Source organism: Luteimonas sp. MC1895 (genome assembly GCF_016457215.1).
Lineage (GTDB): Bacteria > Pseudomonadota > Gammaproteobacteria > Xanthomonadales > Xanthomonadaceae > Luteimonas.
In genome coordinates, this window is record NZ_JAEMDY010000001.1 from 1096567 (window position 1) to 1116238 (window position 19672).

General features: G+C 72.6%; 17 protein-coding genes and 1 pseudogene. 5 read left to right on the forward strand and 13 right to left on the reverse strand.

Going from position 1 to position 19672, the window contains the following annotated elements; all coding sequences use genetic code 11:
• Window positions 1-20: 20 nt before the first annotated feature.
• The 6 genes from JG616_RS04815 to JG616_RS04840 all read right to left on the reverse strand — a co-directional run bounded on the left by JG616_RS04815 (window position 21) and on the right by JG616_RS04840 (window position 8060).
• The gene (locus JG616_RS04815; RefSeq protein ID WP_199391826.1) at window positions 21-1976 is read right to left on the reverse strand and encodes an AsmA family protein; all 1956 of its coding nucleotides are present in this window, start codon (window positions 1974-1976) and stop codon (window positions 21-23) included.
• Window positions 1977-2051: 75 nt separating this feature from the next.
• Window positions 2052-2699: a hemolysin III family protein gene (locus JG616_RS04820; protein WP_199391827.1), complete on the reverse strand. Its 648-nt coding sequence runs from the start codon at window positions 2697-2699 to the stop codon at window positions 2052-2054.
• Window positions 2700-2935: 236 nt separating this feature from the next.
• Window positions 2936-4540 carry a peptide chain release factor 3 gene (locus JG616_RS04825; protein WP_199391828.1) on the reverse strand — a complete coding sequence of 535 codons (1605 nt, stop codon included), beginning with the start codon at window positions 4538-4540 and terminating at the stop codon, window positions 2936-2938.
• 101 nt (window positions 4541-4641) lie between these two features.
• Complete coding sequence (locus JG616_RS04830) at window positions 4642-5526, reverse strand: M23 family metallopeptidase (protein WP_235972875.1); 885 nt, start codon at window positions 5524-5526, stop codon at window positions 4642-4644.
• 3 nt (window positions 5527-5529) lie between these two features.
• Window positions 5530-6630, reverse strand: coding sequence for a phytase (locus JG616_RS04835; RefSeq protein ID WP_199391829.1), 1101 nt, complete (start codon window positions 6628-6630; stop codon window positions 5530-5532).
• 47 nt (window positions 6631-6677) lie between these two features.
• Window positions 6678-8060 (reverse strand): L-serine ammonia-lyase, encoded by a 1383-nt coding sequence (locus tag JG616_RS04840; RefSeq protein ID WP_199391830.1) that lies wholly within the window; start codon window positions 8058-8060, stop codon window positions 6678-6680.
• A 90-nt stretch (window positions 8061-8150) separates the two neighbouring features.
• On the opposite strand from JG616_RS04840, the gene JG616_RS04845 reads away from it, so the two are divergent.
• Window positions 8151-8372 (forward strand): glutaredoxin family protein, encoded by a 222-nt coding sequence (locus tag JG616_RS04845; RefSeq protein ID WP_199391831.1) that lies wholly within the window; start codon window positions 8151-8153, stop codon window positions 8370-8372.
• A gap of 8 nt (window positions 8373-8380) precedes the next feature.
• On the opposite strand, the gene JG616_RS04850 is transcribed toward JG616_RS04845, so the two are convergent.
• On the reverse strand, window positions 8381-9067 hold the full coding sequence (locus tag JG616_RS04850; RefSeq protein WP_235972876.1) for a YceI family protein: 687 nt from the start codon (window positions 9065-9067) through the stop codon (window positions 8381-8383).
• Between the two features lie 149 nt (window positions 9068-9216).
• On the opposite strand from JG616_RS04850, the gene JG616_RS04855 reads away from it, so the two are divergent.
• On the forward strand, window positions 9217-12771 hold the full coding sequence (locus JG616_RS04855) for a hybrid sensor histidine kinase/response regulator (RefSeq protein ID WP_199391832.1): 3555 nt from the start codon (window positions 9217-9219) through the stop codon (window positions 12769-12771).
• An 81-nt stretch (window positions 12772-12852) separates the two neighbouring features.
• On the opposite strand, the gene hemE is transcribed toward JG616_RS04855, so the two are convergent.
• Genes hemE through JG616_RS04880 form a run of 5 tightly spaced genes read right to left on the reverse strand, consistent with a single transcriptional unit; the run spans window position 12853 to window position 16783 of the window.
• The gene (hemE, locus tag JG616_RS04860) at window positions 12853-13926 is read right to left on the reverse strand and encodes a uroporphyrinogen decarboxylase (RefSeq protein WP_199391833.1); all 1074 of its coding nucleotides are present in this window, start codon (window positions 13924-13926) and stop codon (window positions 12853-12855) included.
• Between the two features lie 38 nt (window positions 13927-13964).
• Complete coding sequence (locus JG616_RS04865; RefSeq protein ID WP_199391834.1) at window positions 13965-14222, reverse strand: WGR domain-containing protein; 258 nt, start codon at window positions 14220-14222, stop codon at window positions 13965-13967.
• Between the two features lie 36 nt (window positions 14223-14258).
• Window positions 14259-15350: a 3-dehydroquinate synthase gene (gene aroB / locus JG616_RS04870; protein WP_199391835.1), complete on the reverse strand. Its 1092-nt coding sequence runs from the start codon at window positions 15348-15350 to the stop codon at window positions 14259-14261.
• The gene (locus JG616_RS04875) at window positions 15347-15910 is read right to left on the reverse strand and encodes a shikimate kinase (protein ID WP_199391836.1); all 564 of its coding nucleotides are present in this window, start codon (window positions 15908-15910) and stop codon (window positions 15347-15349) included. The genes aroB and JG616_RS04875 overlap by 4 nt, the downstream gene beginning before the upstream one ends.
• Window positions 15911-15964: 54 nt before the next feature.
• The gene (locus JG616_RS04880) at window positions 15965-16783 is read right to left on the reverse strand and encodes a kinase (protein ID WP_199391837.1); all 819 of its coding nucleotides are present in this window, start codon (window positions 16781-16783) and stop codon (window positions 15965-15967) included.
• Between the two features lie 65 nt (window positions 16784-16848).
• On the opposite strand from JG616_RS04880, the gene pdxH reads away from it, so the two are divergent.
• From pdxH to JG616_RS04895, 3 genes and pseudogenes are all read left to right on the forward strand, one after another.
• Window positions 16849-17445: a pyridoxamine 5'-phosphate oxidase gene (gene pdxH / locus JG616_RS04885; RefSeq protein WP_199391838.1), complete on the forward strand. Its 597-nt coding sequence runs from the start codon at window positions 16849-16851 to the stop codon at window positions 17443-17445.
• Window positions 17442-18259 (forward strand): annotated as a pseudogene (locus JG616_RS04890) (ABC transporter substrate-binding protein). The gene pdxH and the pseudogene JG616_RS04890 overlap by 4 nt, the downstream one beginning before the upstream one ends.
• An 81-nt stretch (window positions 18260-18340) precedes the next feature.
• Window positions 18341-18736, forward strand: a complete 396-nt coding sequence (locus tag JG616_RS04895) for a DoxX family protein (protein WP_199391839.1) — start codon at window positions 18341-18343, stop codon at window positions 18734-18736.
• Window positions 18737-18757: 21 nt separating this feature from the next.
• Here JG616_RS04895 and proC read toward each other — a convergent pair whose 3' ends face one another.
• Window positions 18758-19597 carry a pyrroline-5-carboxylate reductase gene (gene proC / locus JG616_RS04900; RefSeq protein ID WP_199391840.1) on the reverse strand — a complete coding sequence of 280 codons (840 nt, stop codon included), beginning with the start codon at window positions 19595-19597 and terminating at the stop codon, window positions 18758-18760.
• Between the last annotated feature and the right edge of the window lie 75 nt (window positions 19598-19672).

Genomic DNA, 19672 nt, shown 5'->3' on the forward strand with positions numbered 1-19672 from the left:
GGCGAGGCGGCGCCGGGGCGCTATTTCGCGTACTGGCCGCCGCAGGTGCTGTCCTCGCCCGGACCCAGTTCCAGGGTCGCCAGCAGCGCGGCCGGCGGCGCGATGCTGCCCAGGGCGAGCGCGATCGCGCCGCGCAGGCCGAGGCGCGCCATGTCGGGGCGGAAGCCCGGGTCGCGGAAGCTGCCGTCGATCACCAGCGGCGAGCGCAGCGCCAGGATGCTGCGGTCCTTGGGCCGCGGCTTGAGCAGCAGGTCCAGCTGCTCCTCGCCGAGGTCGATCGTGCCTTCGCCGATGATGATCGTGTCCTCGGTGTCGAAGGCCAGGGCGCGCGTGGTCATCACCCCGTCCTGGACCGCAAAGTCGCCGAAGGCGCAGCGCACCGCGACCTGGCGGTCCTTGCCGATCAGGAACTTGAGCGCCTCGTAGATATCGAGGCCGGCAAGTTCCAGCAGCAGGTTGCTGACCTGTCCGCGGCCCATGCCGAGGGTGGCATCGCCGTCGGCCGTGGCCAGCATGCGCGCGACCGAATTGCCGGTCCCGGAAAGGTCGATGTCGCCGCTCACGCGGCCGACGGCGCCCTGCGCCAGCTCGTTGTCGGGCAGCAGCCGGCCCAGCTCCAGCCCGCGCGCACGGATCGCGGCGTGGGTCTGGATCGCGTCCTGCCGGGCATCCATGCGCACCGTGGAGCGGATGCGTCCGCCGGCCGCGCCGAACTCGAGCGGGTCCAGGCGCAGCAGTCCGGCTTCGAGCAGGATGCGCACGTCCATGTCGTCCAGCGGCCAGCCCGGCGCCTCGATGCGGGCGGCCTTCCAGCGCACGTCGGCATCCATATTGCGCAGCTTGTGCAGGTCGTAGGGTGTGTCGGGCAGCAGCCGGCCGGCGGCGGCGCGCTTGGCGGCTTCGGCCTCGAGCTCGGCGTTGCCGGTTTCGCCGGCGCCGCTGTCCGGCGCACCGCCGACGAAACCGGCCAGGTCGTCGAAGTCCAGCAGCTTCGAATGCAGGTCGCCTTCGAACAGCAGGCGCTCGCGCCCGGTGGTGATCTTCGCGGTGCCGCCGAGGTCGCTGTCGCCGACCTTGCCGCTGAAGCCTTCATAGCGCCACACCGCATCGTCGCGGACCAGGCGGCCGTCGAGCTCGTAGGGCGGGGTGTGCGGCATCGCGATGCCGAGCAGCGGGTAGAGGTCTTCGAGGTCCTTGCCCGACAGCGCCATCTGCAGGTCGAAGGCGGACAGGCCGAGCAGGCGGGTGATGGCGCCGCGTGCGTGGGCGCGGGTGGCCCCGGCCGAGGCGCGCAGGTCGATCGCATACGGCGTCTCGGTCTCGCGCAGCGCCAGCGGCGAGGCCACGGCGCCGGTGAGCTCGAACGGGGCGCCGCGCCAGTGGCCGTCGCCGCTCAGGGCCAGCGGGCGCACCGACGGATCCTCCGTATCCTCACTGGCGACGCCGAGGTCGACGTCGGTCTCCCTGGCCGCGTCGACATAGCGCAGCCGGCCCGATTCGACGTGGAGGAGGTCGATGCGCGGCCCCTCGCCTTCGCCCGACATGCCGTCGAAGCGCCAGTTGCCGCCGTCCTCGCCGGCCTCGAGCAGGATGTCCGGCTGGCGCAGGCGCAGCTCGGGGATATGCACCTGGCCTGCCAGCAGCGGCCACAGGCGGACGTGGAGCTCGAGCCTGTCCGTCGTGGCCATGTCCGGGCTGTCCGACCAGTCGGCGTTGCCCAGCGTCAGGCGGTCGGCGCGGATCACCGCGGTACGCCCGACATCGACGTCCAGGTCGCCGCCGATGTCGAAGCTGCGCCCGGTCCGCGCCGAGACGATGCGCTCCACCGGACCCCTGAACCAGTTCCAGTCCCAGAGCAGCAGCAGTGCCAGCAGGCCGGCCGCCACGACCACCGCCACCGTGCGCCACGGATGCGCGAGGACGGCCTCGACCGGCCTGCTGTGGGTGGCGCCCTGGGACGTGGACTCCGTCGGCATGCGCCGGCTCCGTGGGATGCAGCGGCCAGCCTCCCGCGCCGGCGGTCAAACAACGGTGAACGCGATGGAAGCCGTTCAGCCGGGACCGGTGACCTGGGCCATCACCGAGACGTAGTGGCACACGCTGCCGGCGATGCAGAACAGGTGCCAGATCGCGTGCGCGTAGGGGATCGATTCGCGGTGGTAGAACACGGTGCCCAGGGTGTAGAAGACGCCGCCGGCGACCAGCCAGCCGAGCGTCCAGGCATCGAGCGCGGCCAGCACGGGCTTGATCGCCACCAGGACCAGCCAGCCCATCGCGACATAGATCAGCGTGGACAGGCGCCGGTAGCGCCCGGTGTGGAACAGCTTGAACACTACGCCGGCGATCGCCAGCGTCCAGATCGCGGTAAACAGGCCCCAGCCCCAGGGCCCGCGCAGCCCGATCAGGGTGAACGGCGTATAGGTGCCGGCGATCAGCAGGTAGATCGCGCAGTGGTCGAGGACCTTCAGCCGTCCCTTGAGCACCGGGTGCTGGAACGCGTGGTAGAGCGTCGAGGCCAGGTACAGCAGCAGGAGGGTGACGCCGAACACGATCGCCGCGCCCAGCTGCCAGCCATTGCCGAAGATCGCCGCCAGCGTGATGAGCACCGCACCGCCCGCGAGCGCGGCGGTGGCGCCAAGGCCGTGCGTCAGCGCACTGGCCAACTCCTCGCGCTTCTGGCGCAGGCTCATCGTCGACACGCAGGAACCCCGGGGAAAGAACGGGAACGATCATGCCATGCGTGGGTGTGTCCAGGAGCCAAGGCCTTGCCACGGATGGACGCGGATCAAAGCCGGTCTACGCGGATGGAGCAAAGCCAACATCAGCTGTAGGAGCAGCTATAGCTGCGATCCCGGCGCGCGGTCTTGGCGAGGCGGGCCTGGTCAGCACGCTGGTGCTGCGATCGCAGCTGTAGCTGCTCCTACAGTTGAGTTCATCAACCCGCGGCCCGCGTATGCGCCGCCTCGCGGGTGGCATCGAAGCGCACGTCGGGCCAGCGTTCCTGGGCGAGCTGCAGGTTGACGCGGCTCGGGGCGAGGTAGACGAGTTCGCCGGCGGCGTCGATGCCGAGGTTGCCGGCGTTCTTCTCGCGGAATTCCTCGAGCTTCTTCTCGCTGTCGCAGCGAATCCAGCGCGTGGTCGCCACGCCGACGGGTTCGAAGATCGCGTCGACGCCGTACTCGGCCTTGAGCCGGTAGGCCGCGACGTCGAACTGCAGCACGCCGACTGCGCCCAGGATCAGGTCGTTGGACATCAGCGGGCGGAAGAACTGGGTCGCGCCTTCTTCCGACAGCTGCTCCAGGCCCTTCTGCAGCTGCTTGAGCTTGAGCGGATCGCGCAGGCGCGCGCGGCGGAACAGCTCCGGCGCGAAGTTCGGGATCCCGGTGAAGGTGAACTGCTCGCCCTCGGTGAACGTGTCGCCGATCGAGATGGTGCCGTGGTTGTGGATGCCGATCACGTCGCCGGGGTACGCCTCGGCGGCGATCTCGCGATCGCTGGCCATGAAGGTCAGCGCGTTGGCGAGCTTCATCTCCTTGCCCGCGCGCACGTGGAAGGCCTTCATCCCGGCTTCGAAGCGGCCCGAGCACACGCGCATGAAGGCCACCCGGTCGCGGTGCTGCGGATCCATGTTGGCCTGGATCTTGAAGACGAAGCCGGTGAGCCTGGCCTCGTCCGCCGCCACGTCGCGCACCGTGGTCTCGCGCGGCTGCGGCGGGGGCGCGTGCCGGACGAAGAAGTCGAGCAGCGGCTGCACGCCGAAATTGTTCACCGCCGAGCCGAAGAACACCGGCGTCTGGCGCCCGGCGCGGTAGGCATCGAGGTCGAAGGCATGGCTCGCGCCCTGCACCAGTTCGAGCTCCTCGCGCAGGCTGGCCAGCATGTCGGTACCGATGCGCGCCTCGAGCTGCGGGTCGTCGATGGAGGCGAAGATCGTCGAGTCCTGGCGGGTGAAGTTGCGGCCCTGCTCGTACAGGTGCACCTCGCCGGTGACCAGGTGCACGACGCCCTTGAGGCGCTTGCCCATGCCGATCGGCCAGGTGACCGGGGCGCACTGGATGCCGAGCACGGTCTCGACCTCGTCGAGCAGTTCGATCGGGTCGCGGCCTTCGCGGTCGAGCTTGTTGATGAAGGTCATGATCGGCGTGTCGCGCATGCGGCACACCTCCATCAGCTTGATCGTGCGCTCCTCGACGCCCTTGGCGACGTCGATCACCATCAGCGCGCTGTCGACCGCGGTCAGCACGCGGTAGGTGTCCTCGCCGAAGTCGGCGTGGCCCGGCGTGTCCAGCAGGTTGACCACGCAGCCCTCGTACGGGAACTGCATCACCGAGCTGGTGACCGAGATGCCGCGCTCCTGCTCGAGCTTCATCCAGTCGGACGTCGCATGGCGCGCGGCCTTGCGGCCCTTGACCGAGCCGGCCATCTGGATCGCGCCGCCGAACAGCAGCAGCTTCTCGGTCAGCGTGGTCTTGCCGGCGTCGGGATGCGAAATGATCGCGAAGGTACGGCGGCGGCGGGCTTCGGCGGCTACGTCGGGCATGGCGATACGCGCCTTGCTGGCGCCGGGAGTCTGCGGGGAACCCGCGATTATACGGCCGCCATGGGGATCCCAAGAGCAATCCGCGGCAAAAAGCGCCTGCTCTACTCCTCGACCCCCACCGCAGCATCGGTAAAGCGCAGGATCCCGCCCGGGCCGAACATCCTGAAGGGCAGGGAGACCAGGCGCAGGCCCCGGTTGGCCTGGACGGCGAAGTGCAGGTGCGGGCCGCCGCTGTAGCCGGTGTTGCCCGAGGTGGCGATGCGCTGGCCGCGGCGGACGCGTTCGCCGGCGCGCACCCGGGCGCCGGCGGGGGCCAGGTGGGCGTAGAGGGCCATGGTGCCGTCGTTGTGGAGGATGCGCACGAAGTTGGCGCGGCCGGTGTCGTCGCTGGAACCCAGGCCGCCGCTGCCGAAGCGGTCCTCGACCTGCATGACCACGCCCTCGCGCGCGGCGAGCACTGGCGTTCCCTCGGGCGTGGCGAAATCGACGGCGTGGCGGTTCTCGTCATCGCGGTGGCTGAAGGTGCCGCCCCAGCCCTGGCTGACGCGCAGCGTACGAGACCCGAGCGGCCAGGCATATTCGCCGTCCAGCGGCCGCGCGCCCGGATGGCCGGGAACGACCTCGAGGACCAGCTGCGCGTCTGCGCGTCCGATCCGGCTCACCAGCACCCGCGCGCGGGCCGGCACCGTGGCGCGCGCGGGCAGCGCCGGCTCCGCCGGGGGCGCCGCACCGGTCGCGCGCAACATCACTTCGATCGGGCCCGAGAGCAGGTTCTCCGCCCAGGCCTCCGGCCCCGCGCCGCGGTCGACGATCTCCAGGCGTGCGAGCGGGGCAGGGTCACGCTCCCCGGCACCGGCACCGGCACCGTCACTGGCGGCTGCGGCTGCGGCGGGCAGCGCGGCAATGGCGATGGCAATGGCCACGGCCATCGCCAGGAAGCGGCCCAGCCACGCGGAAAGTCCGGACGGAGTGGGCCGGGCAGGCATCGGTCAGCCCAGGCAGGCGGGATCCAGGCCCAGCAGGCCGACGATCTGGCGCAGGTCGAAAGCCGAGACCGCGCGGTCGTCATGGACCGCGTACAGCGCGCCTCCGGGGAAGCGCGGCGTCGGCGCCGCATGCAGCGCGATACCGTCGGTGTTGGCGGTCACCTGGCCGTGGAAGCTGCCGACCGTCGCGAGGGTCTCGCGGTCGAAGAGGTGGAACCAGGTCAGCGGTGCCTGCTGGTCCACGGCCAGCCAGTAGCCGGCACGGGCGCCGCAGGCCCAGAGCACCACGCCTTCGGCCTCGCCGGCGAAGGTGCCCTCGGGCAGGCTGCGTCCGCTCCAGCGGCCGTCGAAACCGTAGACGTGCAGGTTCGAGGGACTCTTTCGGTCCTCCTCGGCGACCAGCAGGCGGCCGTGCACCGGATCGCCGGCGATCGACTCGACCATGTTGAGCCGCGCGGGACCCTCGGGTTCGCCGAACGAGCCGAGGTAGGCGGCATCCAGGTGGCCCTGTTCGTCGAAGCGCAGCCGGTAGCGCCGCACCCGCTGGCTGAGTTCCGCCGCGGGCGGCACCACGTCGTGGCGCTCGCCGTACATGAAGCTGTCGGTGACGAAGGCCTCCAGCTCCCCAGGCGCGGACTCGCGCAGCCAGATGCCGTACGGCGCGCGCAGTTCGTCGCCGCCGAAGGAGCCCTGCGGCTGGAGATCGGGCAGGCCCAGCAGCTGCACGCGCGGCGTGTCGCGCTCGACCACGAACAGCAGGTTGCCGGAAACCGCCAGGCCATTGGGCCGGGTGAACTCGCCCGGCGCCTTGCCCCGGCCGCCGACCGTGCGCAGCGCCTCGCCGCTGTCGCCGTCGAACAGCGCCAGGCGATGGGTCGATTTGCCGGTGGCGATCAGCAGGGTGCGGCCGTCGCGGTCGACCCAGGTGGCGATCGAATCGAGCTCTTCGCCGGGCAGGTCCGCCGAGACCCAGGCTTCCGCCACGAGGCCCGAACCGGGGACGCCGTCGGACGCGGATGACCGCCGCGAATCGGGTGGCGCGGGCGCAGTGGCGCAGGCGGCGACGGACAGCGCGATCGCCGCGGCAAGGAGGAATTTCGACATGCGGGGATTATGGGGCCGCGGCGCACGCCGCGGGAGTGGGCCGCGGCTCAGCACTCGATGACGTTGACCGCCAGGCCGCCGCGCGAGGTTTCCTTGTACTTGTCCTGCATGTCGCGGCCGGTGTCGCGCATGGTCTTGATGACCTCGTCCAGCGTGACCTTGTGCTTGCCGTCGCCGCGCAGCGCCATGCGCGAGGCGTTGATCGCCTTGACCGCGCCCATCGCGTTGCGCTCGATGCAGGGGATCTGCACCAGGCCGCCGATCGGATCGCAGGTCAGGCCCAGGTTGTGCTCCATGCCGATCTCGGCCGCGTTCTCGACCTGGCTGGGCGTGCCGCCGAGCGCGGCGGTCAGGCCGGCCGCGGCCATCGAGCAGGCCACGCCGACCTCGCCCTGGCAGCCGACCTCGGCACCGGAAATCGAAGCGTTTTCCTTGTAGAGGATGCCGACCGCGGAGGCGGTGAGCAGGTAGTCGAACATGCCCTGCTCGTTTGCACCTTGGCAGAAGCGCTCGTAGTAACGCATCACCGCGGGCAGGATGCCGGCCGCGCCGTTGGTTGGCGCGGTGACGACCCGGCCACCCGCGGCGTTCTCCTCGTTCACCGCCAGCGCGTACAGGTTGACCCAGTCGAGCGTGGTCAGCGGATCGCGCATGCCGGCTTCCGGACGCCCGGTCAGTTCGGCGTACAGCGCGGGCGCGCGGCGCGACACGCGCAGGCCGCCGGGAAGGGTGCCGCCATTGGCGATGCCGCGCTGGATGCAGGCCTGCATCGCGTCATGGATCTCGCGCAGGCCGGCGCGCACCTCGTCCTCGCTGCGCCAGGACTTCTCGTTGGCCATCATCAGCTGGGCGATCGTCAGCCCGTGCTCGGCGCACTGCGCCAGCAGTTCGCGGCCGCTGTTGAACGGATACGGCACCGGCGTGGTATCGGCGACGATGCGGTCTTCGGCCGCTTCGTCCTGGTTGACCACGAAGCCGCCGCCGACCGAGTAGTAGTCACGCGTGGCGATCACCTCGTCGCTGGCGTCATAGGCGGTGAAGCGCATGCCGTTGGTGTGGTGCGGAAGCTTCTGGCGCTTGTTCATGACCAGGTCGCGCTTCTCGTCGAAGGCCACCGGATGCCGCCCGAGCACCATCACCTGCCGGCCGCCGCGGATCCGCTCCAGCGCGGACGGGATGATGTCCGGATCGATCGCGTTCGGATGATGGCCTTCCAGTCCCATCAGCACCGCCTTGTCGGTGCCATGGCCGCGCCCGGTCAGCGCCAGCGAACCGAACACCTCGGCGCGCACGCGCGCCACGTCCTGCAGCCGCCCGGGCTCGTCCAGCCAGTGCTCGACGAAACGCGCGGCCGCGCGCATGGGCCCCACGGTGTGCGAGGAGCTCGGCCCGATGCCGATCTTGTAGAGGTCGAACGTGCTGACGGCCATGGCGTCCCGGAGGGGCGGGTGGATTGCCTATGATAGCCGCCGCCCCGCGCCGGGCCTGGCCCGGCCCCACCGACGGAGAGTTCCATCCGCATGCCCCTGGTCCTGTTCCAGCGCGACGATTGCCACCTCTGCGACCTCGCCCTGGAGGTGCTGGCCGCGGCGCGCGCACCCGAGTTCGAGAGCGTATTCATCGACGGCGACGCGACGCTCGAGGCCCGCTACGGCCACCGCGTGCCGGTGCTGCGCGACGCGGCAGGGCGCGAGCTGGACTGGCCCTTCGGCGCCGCCGGGCTGGCACGCTTCCTCGGCTGACGCCGCCCTCAGCGGCTGGCTTCGAGCTCGATCCGCACGTCCACGGCGTCGCCGATCATCGAGTTCCAGGCCGTGATGCCGAAATCGGCGCGGCTCAGCGTGGTGGTCGCCGAGAAGCCCGCGGTCTGCCGGAATGGCGGCAGCGGATAGCGGCGTTCGCCGTTGCGCACCACGTCGAGCACGACCTCGCGGGTGATGCCACGCAGGGTCAGCTCGCCGTGCAGGCGCGCGCGCGCCGCATCCACCGGCTCCACGCGCAGCGAACGGAACTGCGCCTGGGGATGCCGGTTGCTGTCGAGCAGGCCGCCCGCGGCCACCGCCCGGTTCCAGGCGCCGTCGCCGAAGTCCAGCTGGTCGAGCGGGATCGCCACGGCCACCTGGGCGCCGTCCCACGTTCCCGGCGCGAGGTGCAGCGTGCCGGTGGTCCCCGATACGGTCCCGATCGCCTTGGAGAAGCCCGCGTGGTCGACCGCGATCGCGATGCGCGTGTGCACCGGATCCACGGCGTAGACCGCGGCGCCCGGCTGTGGCGCCGGCAGGGTGGGCGCGGCCATGCCGTCGGCGGGCCTGCCGTCCGCGACCGCGCCGTCCGGCGCCGGCGCGCGCGGCGGTGCCGTGCCGCAGGCCGCGGCGAGCACGCAGACGATGCCGGTACAGAGGATCCGTGCGAAGCAACCGTGACGCGGGGCGTTCATGGCAGTGCCTGCGGCGCCCGTGGGGGCATCCGGGCCGATTCTAGGCCTGTGGCCGGCGCTGGTGAAACTTGCGCCAGCACGGCGGCGTTGCGACGATGTCGGCGGGGGCGCGGGATGCCGCACGGCATCGCGGGCGAAAGGGGAATCGGATGCGGCGCTGGACGGTGTGTTTGCTGCTGTGCCTGCTCTGGCTGCTGGCGGGTGCGGCCGGCGCCGCCGTGCCGCAGATGCCGCAGCCGCGGCAGATCAGCGTCATCGACGGGCTGCCTTCCAATCGCGTCAACGCGCTCGCGGAAGACCGCCGCGGCTACCTGTGGATCGCCACCCGCGACGGCCTGGCGCGCTACGACGGCGTCGGCTTCCGCACCTGGCGCGTGGGCGACGGGCTGCGCGACAACTTCGTCTGGTCGGTGCACGTGGATGCGGCGGACCGGGTCTGGATCGGCACGTCGACGTCGGGCCTGGCGATGCTCGACGTCACCCGCGAGCACTTCACCTGGCACGACCGCGCCACCCATCCGGAAATGGCCAGCAACGATGTCTGGTCGGTGGCCAGCACGCCGGATGGCGACGTCTGGTTCGGCACCGCCGACGGCGGCCTGCATCGGCTGTCGCCGGACGGGCGGATGCGTCGCTACCGGCACGATCCCGATGACGCCACCAGCCTGCCGGCCGATGGCGTGTCCCACCTGGTGGTGGACGACCGCGACGGCACGCTCTGGGTCGGCACCAAGGGTGGCGTCGCGCGCTGGACCGGGGATGGCTTCGCGCGCCTGCCGCCGGAGCGGCTGGGCACGCGGATGGTCGATGGACTGGCGCTGGACGCGGCCGGCAGCCTCTGGATGGGCATCCATGGCGCCGGCAGGGTCCGCCATGCCGATGGACGCATCGAATCCCTGCCCTGGCTCGACCCGGTGCTCGGCGAGCCCGCGCTCAACATGCTGCTCGAGGACGGGCAGGGCGCGCGCTGGCTCGACACCCGCAGCGGCCTGGCCTGGGTGCGTGGCGACCGCGTCGACAACGTCCCGCTGTACAGCACCACCAGCCGCGGCCTGGTGCGTCCGGCCTGGTCCACCGCCTACGAGGACCGCGAGGGCGGCCTGTGGTTCGCGAGCACCGATGCCGGCCTGTGGCACCTGCCGGCGAACTGGCGGAACTTCAGCGTGCTGCAGCGGCGGCTCGGCGACCCGGCATCGCTGGCCAACGCCTTCGTCTACAGCGCGGCGCCCGCGTCCCAGGGCCAGGGGCGCGGCCTGTGGCTGGTCGGCACGGGCGGTGCGCTCGATCATCTCGAGCCCGAAACCGGCGAGATCGGGCACCGGCTGGGCCCGGTGTGCGGCACGCTGTTCATCACCGGGGTCATCGAGGTGCGCGACGGCCACGTCTGGCTGGGCTGCCAGGACCACCTGGTGCGCTTCGATCCGCGCAGCGGCGCGCTGCGACGCTGGCTGGCCGACGGCACGCGCGACGCCGCGCCCGCGGGGCGCATCGCGCAGTTCGTGGAGCAGCGCGACGGCACGGTCTGGCTGGCCAGCCACCAGAGCGTCCAGGCACGTGCGCCGGACGGACCCGTGCTCGACACCATCGACCGTGGCAGCGGCCGCGGCCTGGACGACACCGACGCCGTCGAGCAGCTGATGCTGGCGCCCGATGGCGGACTGTGGGTGGCCACCTCCGGCGGCCTGCTGGCCTGGGACGCCGGCGCCCGTCGCTTCGCGCCGGTTCCCGGTGCCCCGGAAGCCGCGGTCTACAGCGTGGCGATCGCCGGCGACGGGACGGTATGGCTGGCCGGCTACGGCGAGCTGTCGTCCTGGGCCTGGGACGGGGCTTCGCTGCGGCCGCTGCGCGTGGTCGGCAGCGCCGAGGGGCTGCCGATGGTCGCGCCCGGCGGCGTCATGGTCGACGCCGATGGCGTGGTCTGGCTGACCACGGTGCGCGGCCTGGTGCGCTTCGACCCCGAGGACGCCCGGCTGCGCGTCTACGGCGTGCGCGACGGACTGCCGAGCCACGAGTTCAGCGAATTCCCGATGGCCATGTCGGCGCAGGGCTATATCGCCGCCGGCACGGCCGACGGGCTGCTGCTGTTCCACCCGCGCCAGGTGGTCTGGAGCCAGCGCATGCCGACGCTTGCGATCGAGTCGGTCGACCTGCGGCGCGGCGACGCACGCATCGCGCTGTCGCCGCAGTCGCGGCTGTCGCTGCGCCATGACGACCGCGACCTGCGCGTGGTCGCCCGCCTGCTGTCGTTCACCGACGCGCACGCGCACCGCTACCGGTTCCGGCTGGAGGGCTACGACCCCGGCTGGGTCGACACCGGCGCGGCCGGTGAGCGCGTCTTCGCCCGCCTCGAGCCTGGCGCCTACCGCCTGCACGTGCAGGCGCGCACCGCAGACGACGAGTGGACGCCGGTGCAACTGCTGCAGCTGCACGTGCAGCCGCCGTGGTGGCAGGCACCCTGGGCGCTGGCCCTGTTCGCGGTGGCCGCGGCGCTGCTCTTGCTGTGGAGCGCCCATGCCTACCGCCTGCGGCTCAAGCGCCGCCACGGCTGGCAGCTCAACGAGGAGAAGCGCGTGCTGGCCGAGCAGGCCTCGCTGGCGAAGACCCGCTTCCTCGCCACCCTCGGACACGAAGTGCGCACGCCCATGACCGGGGTGCTGGGCATGAGCGAGCTGCTCCTGGGCACGACGCTCGACGCCCGCCAGCGCGGCTATGCCGATGCCATCCGCCACGCCGGCGAGCACCTGATGCGCCTGGTCAACGATGCGCTCGACCTGGCACGCATCGAGGCCGGCAAGCTGGAGCTGGTCGTCCAGCCCTTCGACCTGGTCGCGCTGCTGGACGAGGTCGCCGGCCTGGTCGAGCCGCTGGCACGCCGGCGCGGTCTCGCGTTCCGGCGCCACGTGGATGCACGGACGCCGCGCTGGCTGATGGGTGACGCCGGCCGCGTGCGCCAGGTCCTGCTCAACCTGCTGGGCAACGCGGTGAAATTCACCGAGACCGGCAGCGTGACGCTGCAGGCCGCGCCGATCGCGACCGGCGGCGTGCGCCTGGTGGTGTCCGACACCGGGCCGGGCCTCAACGAGGAGCAGCAGGCGCACCTGTTCCGCCGCTTCGAGCAGGCCGATGGCGCGCGCACCGCGGCGCGCTATGGCGGCAGCGGGCTTGGGCTTGCGATCTGCCAGGAGCTGGCCATGGCCATGGGTGGCCGGGTGGAGCTGGACAGCACGCCTGGCCAGGGCACCGATTTTACCGTCGACCTGCCGCTTCCCGAGGCCCGCCCGCCCGAAGGTGCGGCGGCCACCGACGGTGGGCCGGCCCGCGATGCCACGCGCCCGGGCCTTTCGCTGCTGCTGGTCGAGGACGATCCCACGGTGGCGGCGGTCATCGCCGGCCTGCTGCGCGCGCACCACCATGAGGTGGTGCATGTCCCGCACGGCCTTGCCGCGCTGTCCGAGGTCGCCTCGGAGCGTTTCGACATGGCCCTGCTCGACCTCGACCTGCCAGGCATCACCGGCCTGGCGCTGGCCAGTCAGCTGCGCGCCCAGGGTTTCCTGGCGCCGCTGCTCGCGATCACGGCGCGTGCCGACGCCGAAGCCGAAGTGGTCGCGCGCGAAGCGGGCTTCGACGGTTTCCTGCGCAAGCCCGTGACCGGCGCGATGCTGGGGTCGGCGATCGACACCCTGCGCAGCGGGAACGGCGCTTGAAGGCTGGATCCCTCGCGCGCGCACCTGAGGCCACCCCGGGCGGCGGCCTGGGCTGACCTGCGGGGACGTCGTACCGGAGCGTCAGCGCCGGCTGTAGGCGTGCACTTCGTCGACCAGCACGCGCACGTGTTCCGGATCCATGCCCGGCGACATGCCGTGGCCGAGGTTGAAGACGTGGCCCTCGCGCGAGCCGCCATTGCCCTCGCGGTAGCTGTCGAGCGCCCGGCGCACTTCGCCGCGGATCGCCTCGGGCGTCCCGTACAGCGTGGTCGGGTCGAGGTTGCCCTGCAGTGCGACCTTGCCACCGGTGCGTCGTGCGGCGTCGCCGAGGTCGATGAGCCAGTCCACCCCCACGCCCTCGGCGCCCGAGTCGGCCAGCTCGCCGAGGTAGGCGGCATTGCCCTTGCCGAAGACGATCAGCGGGGTGCGTGCCTCGCCTTCGCCGCGCTCCAGCTCGCGCGCGATGCGCTCGAGGTAGGGCAGCGAGAATTCGCGGTACATCGACGGCGACAGCACGCCGCCCCAGGTGTCGAACACCTGCAGCGCCTGCGCGCCGGCCGCGCGCTGGGCCGCCAGGTAGGCGATCACCGCGTCGGTGTTGACCGCCAGCAGCGCGTGCAGCGCCTGCGGATCGGTATGCGCCATCGCCTTGATGCGGGCGAAGTCCTTGCTGCCGCCGCCTTCCACCATGTAGCAGGCCAGCGTCCACGGGCTGCCGGAGAACCCGATCAGCGGCACGCGCCCGTCGAGCTCGCGGCGGATCACGCGCACCGCGTCCATCACGTAGCCGAGCTCGGATTCCATGTCGGGCACGCCGAGCTTCGCGATCGACGCCGCATCGCGCAGCGGGCGCTCGAACTTCGGGCCCTCGCCGTCGACGAAGTACAGGCCCAGGCCCATCGCGTCGGGGATGGTGAGGATGTCGGAGAACAGGATCGCGGCGTCCAGCTCGAAGCGCGCCAGCGGCTGCAGGGTGACCTCGCAGGCCAGCTCGGGGTTCTTGGCCATCGCCAGGAAGCTGCCCGCCTTTGCGCGGCTGGCGCGGTATTCCGGCAGGTAGCGTCCGGCCTGGCGCATCAGCCACACCGGCGTGCAGTCCACGGGCTCGCGGCGGAGGGCGCGAAGGAAGCGGTCGTTGCGAAGGGTCTGGGACACGTCTCTGGTCCTGTATGGGGGTGTGTGGCGGCGCGGCCTCAGCGGCGCGCGCCGTCGGCGCCCTGCGCGAACATGAGCTGGAAGCCGCGCTTGAGCTGCTGGTCGCGCGCCTGTTCCAGCGCGGCGATCGCGGAATCCTGGTCGAGGAACTGCTCGCGACGGACGCTGCTGCGCCCGCCGATGTGGCCGGTTTCGCGGAGCAGCGTCCACCCCCCGAGGAGGTCCGGCTGCAGCATCAGCTGCACGAAGCGCGGGGCTTCGTGGCCGTCGGGGCGTTGTTGCAGGAGCAGGCGCATGGACCGGCCATTCTACGCCACGGCCCGCGGCCCGGCTCAGGCGGCCCGCAGCACCGCCAGCACCTCGGCTTCGGGCACGTCCGCGACCACCCGCGCGCGGCCGATGCCGCTCCACAGCACGAAGCGCAGCCCGCCGGCCTGGGCCTTCTTGTCCAGGCGCATGCGTGCGAGCAGGGCGTCCGGGGCGAGGCCCCGGGGCAGCGCCACCGGTAGGCCGAAGCGTTCCAGCACCGCCTGCAGCCGGTCGGCGTCGGCGTCGGTGGCGTGGCCGAGCCTGGCCGACAGCCGGGCCGCCAGGACCATGCCGACGGCCACGGCCTCGCCGTGGTTGAGCCCGTCGAAGGCCTGCCCGGCCTCGATCGCGTGGCCGAAGGTGTGGCCGAAATTGAGCAGCGCGCGCTCGCCGTGCTCGAAGGGATCGCGCTCGACGATCGCCGCCTTGTGCGCGCAGCTGCGCGCGATGGCCTCGGCCAGCGCCGCATCCTCGCGCTCGAGCAGGCCGCTGGCGTGCGCGGCCAGCCAGTCGAGGAAGCCGGCGTCGACGATCGCCCCGTATTTGGCCACTTCGGCCAGCCCGGCGCGCAGCTCGCGGTCGGGCAGGGTGCGGAGCGTGGAGGTGTCGGCCAGCACCGCGCGCGGCGGGTGGAAGGCCCCGACCAGGTTCTTGCCCTGCGGCAGGTCGACCGCGGTCTTGCCGCCGACCGAGGAATCCACCATGGCCAGCAGACTGGTCGGCAGCTGCACGCAATCGATGCCGCGCATCCAGCAGGCCGCGGCGAAGCCGGCCAGGTCGCCGACCACGCCGCCTCCGAGCGCGTAGACGCAGGCGTCGCGCGTGGCGCCGAGCGCGGCGAGGGCATCGATCGCAGCGCCGAAGCCGGCCAGGGTCTTGCTGGCCTCGCCCGCGGGAAGCACGAAGCTGTCGACCCGTACGCCGGGACGTGCCGCGAGCAGGGCATCGCTGACCCCGTCCGCGTACAGCGGCGCCACATGGCTGTCGCTGGCCAGCAGCACGTGGCGGCCGCGCAGCGGCGCGGCCAGCGCCTCGCGGTCGGCCAGCAGGCCGGGGCCGATGGTGATGGCGTAGGGCGCGTGGCCGCCGACCTCGATGCGTTGCCGCGCGCTCATGCCGCGGGCTCCGTCGGCCGGGCGGTGCAGGGTCTGCGCTCCCAGCGGGCATCGAGCTGCTGCGCCAGCTGGCGCGCGGCGTCGGCGGCCGGGAGGTGGCGGGTATCGAAGACCAGGTCGGCGACCTCGGCGTACAGCGGATCGCGCTCGGTGGCCAGCCGGTTGAGGGTCGCCTCGCGGTCGCCGCTGGCGAGCAGCGGGCGGCTGCGGTCGCGCGCCAGGCGCTCGAGCTGGGTCGGCACGTCGGCGCGCAGGTGGACGACGAAGCCGCTGGCGGCCAGCAGCCGGCGGGTGCCGGCATCGAGCACCGCGCCGCCGCCGGTGGCCAGCACCGCGGCCGGCCCGGCCAGCAGCTCGGCCAGCGTGTCGCGCTCGCGCGCGCGGAAGCCGGCCTCGCCCGTGCAGTCGAAGATCGTGGTGACGGTGGTGCCGGTGCGCTGCTCGATCGCGTGGTCGCTGTCGACGAAGGCCAGCCCGAAGTGGCGCGCCAGGCAGCGCCCGATCGAGGTCTTGCCGGCGCCCATGGGGCCGACGAGCACGAGATGGCGGGCTGGATTCATCAGGCAGGTGTTCGACCGGGGATCGCGGCGATGCTAGCAGCCCGATGCCGCCCGCTAGCAGCCCGGCGCCGGCAGGGCCGGCCGACGCTGCGCGTCCAGCGCGACGACGCGGTCGGCGATGCGCGGCAGCGTGCGCAGCGCCTGGCGGCTGGTGCGTTCGTAGTGCTGCACGAACCGGTCGATGGCGGCATCGTCCATCCCCGGCGTGCCGGGCCGCGAGGCGGCCAATGCCCGCTCGGCCTGCCGCCGCCAACCGGGCACGACCTCGAATCCGGGCGCCTGCAGCAGGAGCAGGCGGTCGATGCGCCGCCACAGTGCGGGATACGCGTCCTGCAGGGCCTGGTTGCACCAGCGCCGCCAGCACCCGTCGCCGTCCTCGTCGCGCTCCAGCGCGTTCAGAGGTGCCTCGAGCGCCGCCGGTGCCTCCGCCGGCGTGCCCAGGCACCAGCCTTCGAACAGCACCAGGTCGGCGCCGTCCACGCGCGGCCAGTCGGCAGGCGGCAGGCGGTCATCGGCCAGCTTGTCGAAGCGCGGAAGCGCGGCGCCGTGGCCGGCGCGCAGGGCGTCCAGCACTTCGGTCGCCAGCTCGACTTCGTGCGTGCCCGGTGGGCCGCGCGTGGTCAGCAGCGGATGCACGTCGCGCGCCAGGCGCAGGCGTTCCGCGCTCGGCAGGTAGACATCGTCGAGCGACAGCACGACGCAGCGCAGGCGCTGCCTGCCGGCCGCGTCGGCCACCTGCGCGGCCAGGGTCGACTTGCCGCTGCCCTGCAGGCCGCTGATGCCGTACACCCGCGCACCGGACGCGAGCGCATCGTCGAGCACCGCGGACACGATGCGCGCATCGAAGCCGCCCGTGTGCAAGCCCGTCGCCATCCGGGCACGATAGCGCAGGCGCGGGCGCCGTCCGCGCGCCGGAATCCAGCGGAGCACCCCTGCCGATGCACGACCTGTACGCCGAAGCCCTGCAGACCTTCGACACCCTGTTCGACGAGGCCCTGGCCGCGGGCGAGCCCGACCGCACCGCGATGCAGCTGGCCACCGCCACCGCGGATGGCCGGCCGTCGCTGCGCACCGTGCTGCTGAAGGCACACGACGCGCGCGGCTTCGTGTTCTACACCCATCTGGATGGCCGCAAGGGCCGGGAGCTGAAGGCCAATCCGCGCGCGGCGCTGCTGTTCCACTGGCCGCGCGTGCGCCTGGGCGTGCAGGTGCGCGTCGAAGGCGGCGTCGCGATCGTCGACGAGGCCGAGGCCGATGCCTACTTCGCCAGCCGTCCGCGTGGAAGCCAGCTCGGCGCATGGGCCTCGCGGCAGTCGGAAGTGCTGGAGTCGCGCGAGGAATTCGACCAGCGCCTGGCCGAGGTCGAGCAGGAGTTCGCCGGTCGCGACGTGCCGCGCCCGCCGCGCTGGACCGGGCTGCGCGTGGATCCCGAGCGCATCGAGTTCTGGTACGCCGCCGAGTACCGCTGGCACGAGCGCTGGCTGTACGAGCGCGACCTCGCCGGCGACTGCAGCAAGCGGATGCTCTACCCGTGAGTACGCCGGCGGCGCCGCGCGGGCCGCGCCGCATCGTCTGCCTGACCGAGGAGCCGACCGAGACCCTGTACGCGCTCGGCGAGGACCATCGCATCGTGGGCATCAGCGGCTTCACCGTGCGGCCGCCGCGCGCGCGGCGGGAAAAGCCCAAGGTCAGCGCGTTCACCAGCGCGAAGATCGACGAGATCCTGAAGCTCGCGCCGGACCTCGCGATCGGCTTCTCCGACATCCAGGCCGACATCGCCGCCGAGCTGGTGCGCCGTGGCGTGGAGGTGTGGATCAGCAACCACCGCAGCGTCGAAGGCATCGTCGACTACGTGCGCCGGCTGGGCGCGCTGGTGGGCGCCACGACGCGCGCCGAGGCCTACGCCGACGACCTGCAGCGGGGCCTCGACGCCGTGGCGGCGCGCGCGGCGACGCTTGCGGTTCGCCCGCGCGTCTATTTCGAGGAGTGGGACGATCCGCCGATCACCGGCACCGCTGGGTGTCGGAGCTCGTCGGCATCGCCGGCGGCGACGACGTCTTTCCCGAGCGCGCCGCGGAACCGCTGGCCAGGCAACGCATCCTCGCGGATGCCGGGGAAGTGGTGCGGCGTGCACCGGACATCATCATCGGTTCGTGGTGCGGCAAGAAGTTCCGCCCCGAGCGGGTCGCCGCGCGGCCCGGCTGGGATGCGATCCCGGCCGTGCGCGACGGCGAGCTGCACGAGGTCAAGTCGCCGCTGATCCTGCAGCCGGGGCCGGCGGCGCTGACCGACGGCGTGCAGGCGCTGGCCGGCATCATCCACGCCTGGGCGGCCCGGCACCGCGCCTGACCCCCGGCGCGCGGCCCGGGCGACTCCCACCGCACGCCGTCCTCTGCGATCATCCGCCCCCCGTTCCGGAGCCCGATCCCCATGAACCAGGCCACCCTCCACGACGTCGCCCGCCTGCTGCTGCGCATCGCGCTGGGCCTGCTGGTGCTGTTGCATGGCGTCGCCAAGCTGCGCGGCGGCATGGGCGGGATCGAGCGCATGGTCGAGGGCGCGGGCCTGCCCGGCGTGCTCGCCTACGGCGTGCTGGTGGGCGAGGTGCTGGCGCCGCTGATGGTGATCGTCGGCTTCCACGCGCGCCTGGGTGGCGCGCTGGTCGCGGTGAACATGCTGTTCGCGATCGCGCTGGCGCACCTGGGCCAGCTCGACCGGCTCAATGCCACCGGCGGCTGGGCGCTGGAACTCCAGGGCATGTTCCTGGCCACCGCCGTCGCGATCGCGCTGCTGGGCCCCGGCCGCTACGGCATCAACCAGAACTGAGGCGCGCCGGCCGGCGAGCGCTCAGTCGTTGGCGGCGGACAGCTCGCGACCGCGCACCGTCGCCGCCGCCACGGCATCGGCGACCAGCCGGCGCAGGCCGCCGGCCTCGAAGGCCTCGATCGCCGCCTGGGTGGTGCCGCCGGGCGAGGTCACGCGCCTGCGCAGCTCGGCCGGCGCTTCGCCGGATTCGGTGAGCATGCGCGCCGCGCCCAGCAGGGTCTGGAGCACGAGCGTGCGCGCGGCGTCCGCCGGCAGGCCCTGGGCGCGCGCCGCATCCTCCATGGCCTCGGCCAGCAGGAAGGCATAGGCCGGTCCGCTGCCGGACACGGCGGTGACCGCATCCATCAGCGCTTCGTCCGCGATCCAGACGGTCGCGCCGGCCGCGGACAGCAAGGCTTCGGCGCGCGCGCGCCCCGCTGCGTCGACCGCGGCGTTGGCGTAGAGGCCGGTCACGCCGGCACCGAGCAGGGCAGGGGTGTTGGGCATGCTGCGGACCACCGCGGCGCTGCCGCCGAGCCAGGCCGACAGCTGCGCGCTGGTGATGCCGGCGGCGATCGACACCGCCAGCGGGTGCACGCCACGTGCGTGCCCGGCGAGGCCCTCGCAGACCGTGCGCATCACCTGCGGCTTGACCGCGAATACCCAGGTGCCGGCGCCTGCCACCGCGTCGCCGGCCCCGGCATGCGCCTCGACGCCGAAGTCGCGCACCAGCGCCTCGCGCAGCGCCTCGACCGGCTCGGCCACGTGGATGCGCGCCGGGTCGGCGCCGCGCCCGACCATGCCGCCGATCAGGCTGCGCGCCATGTTGCCGCCGCCGATGAAGGCGATGGTGTCGTCGATGCTGGAGGCGGATCCGGACATGGCGGGACTTCCTGGAACGGCGGGTCCGGCATTGTCGCCGAGCCGGCGGATGGCCGCGACCGGATCCGCCTCCGT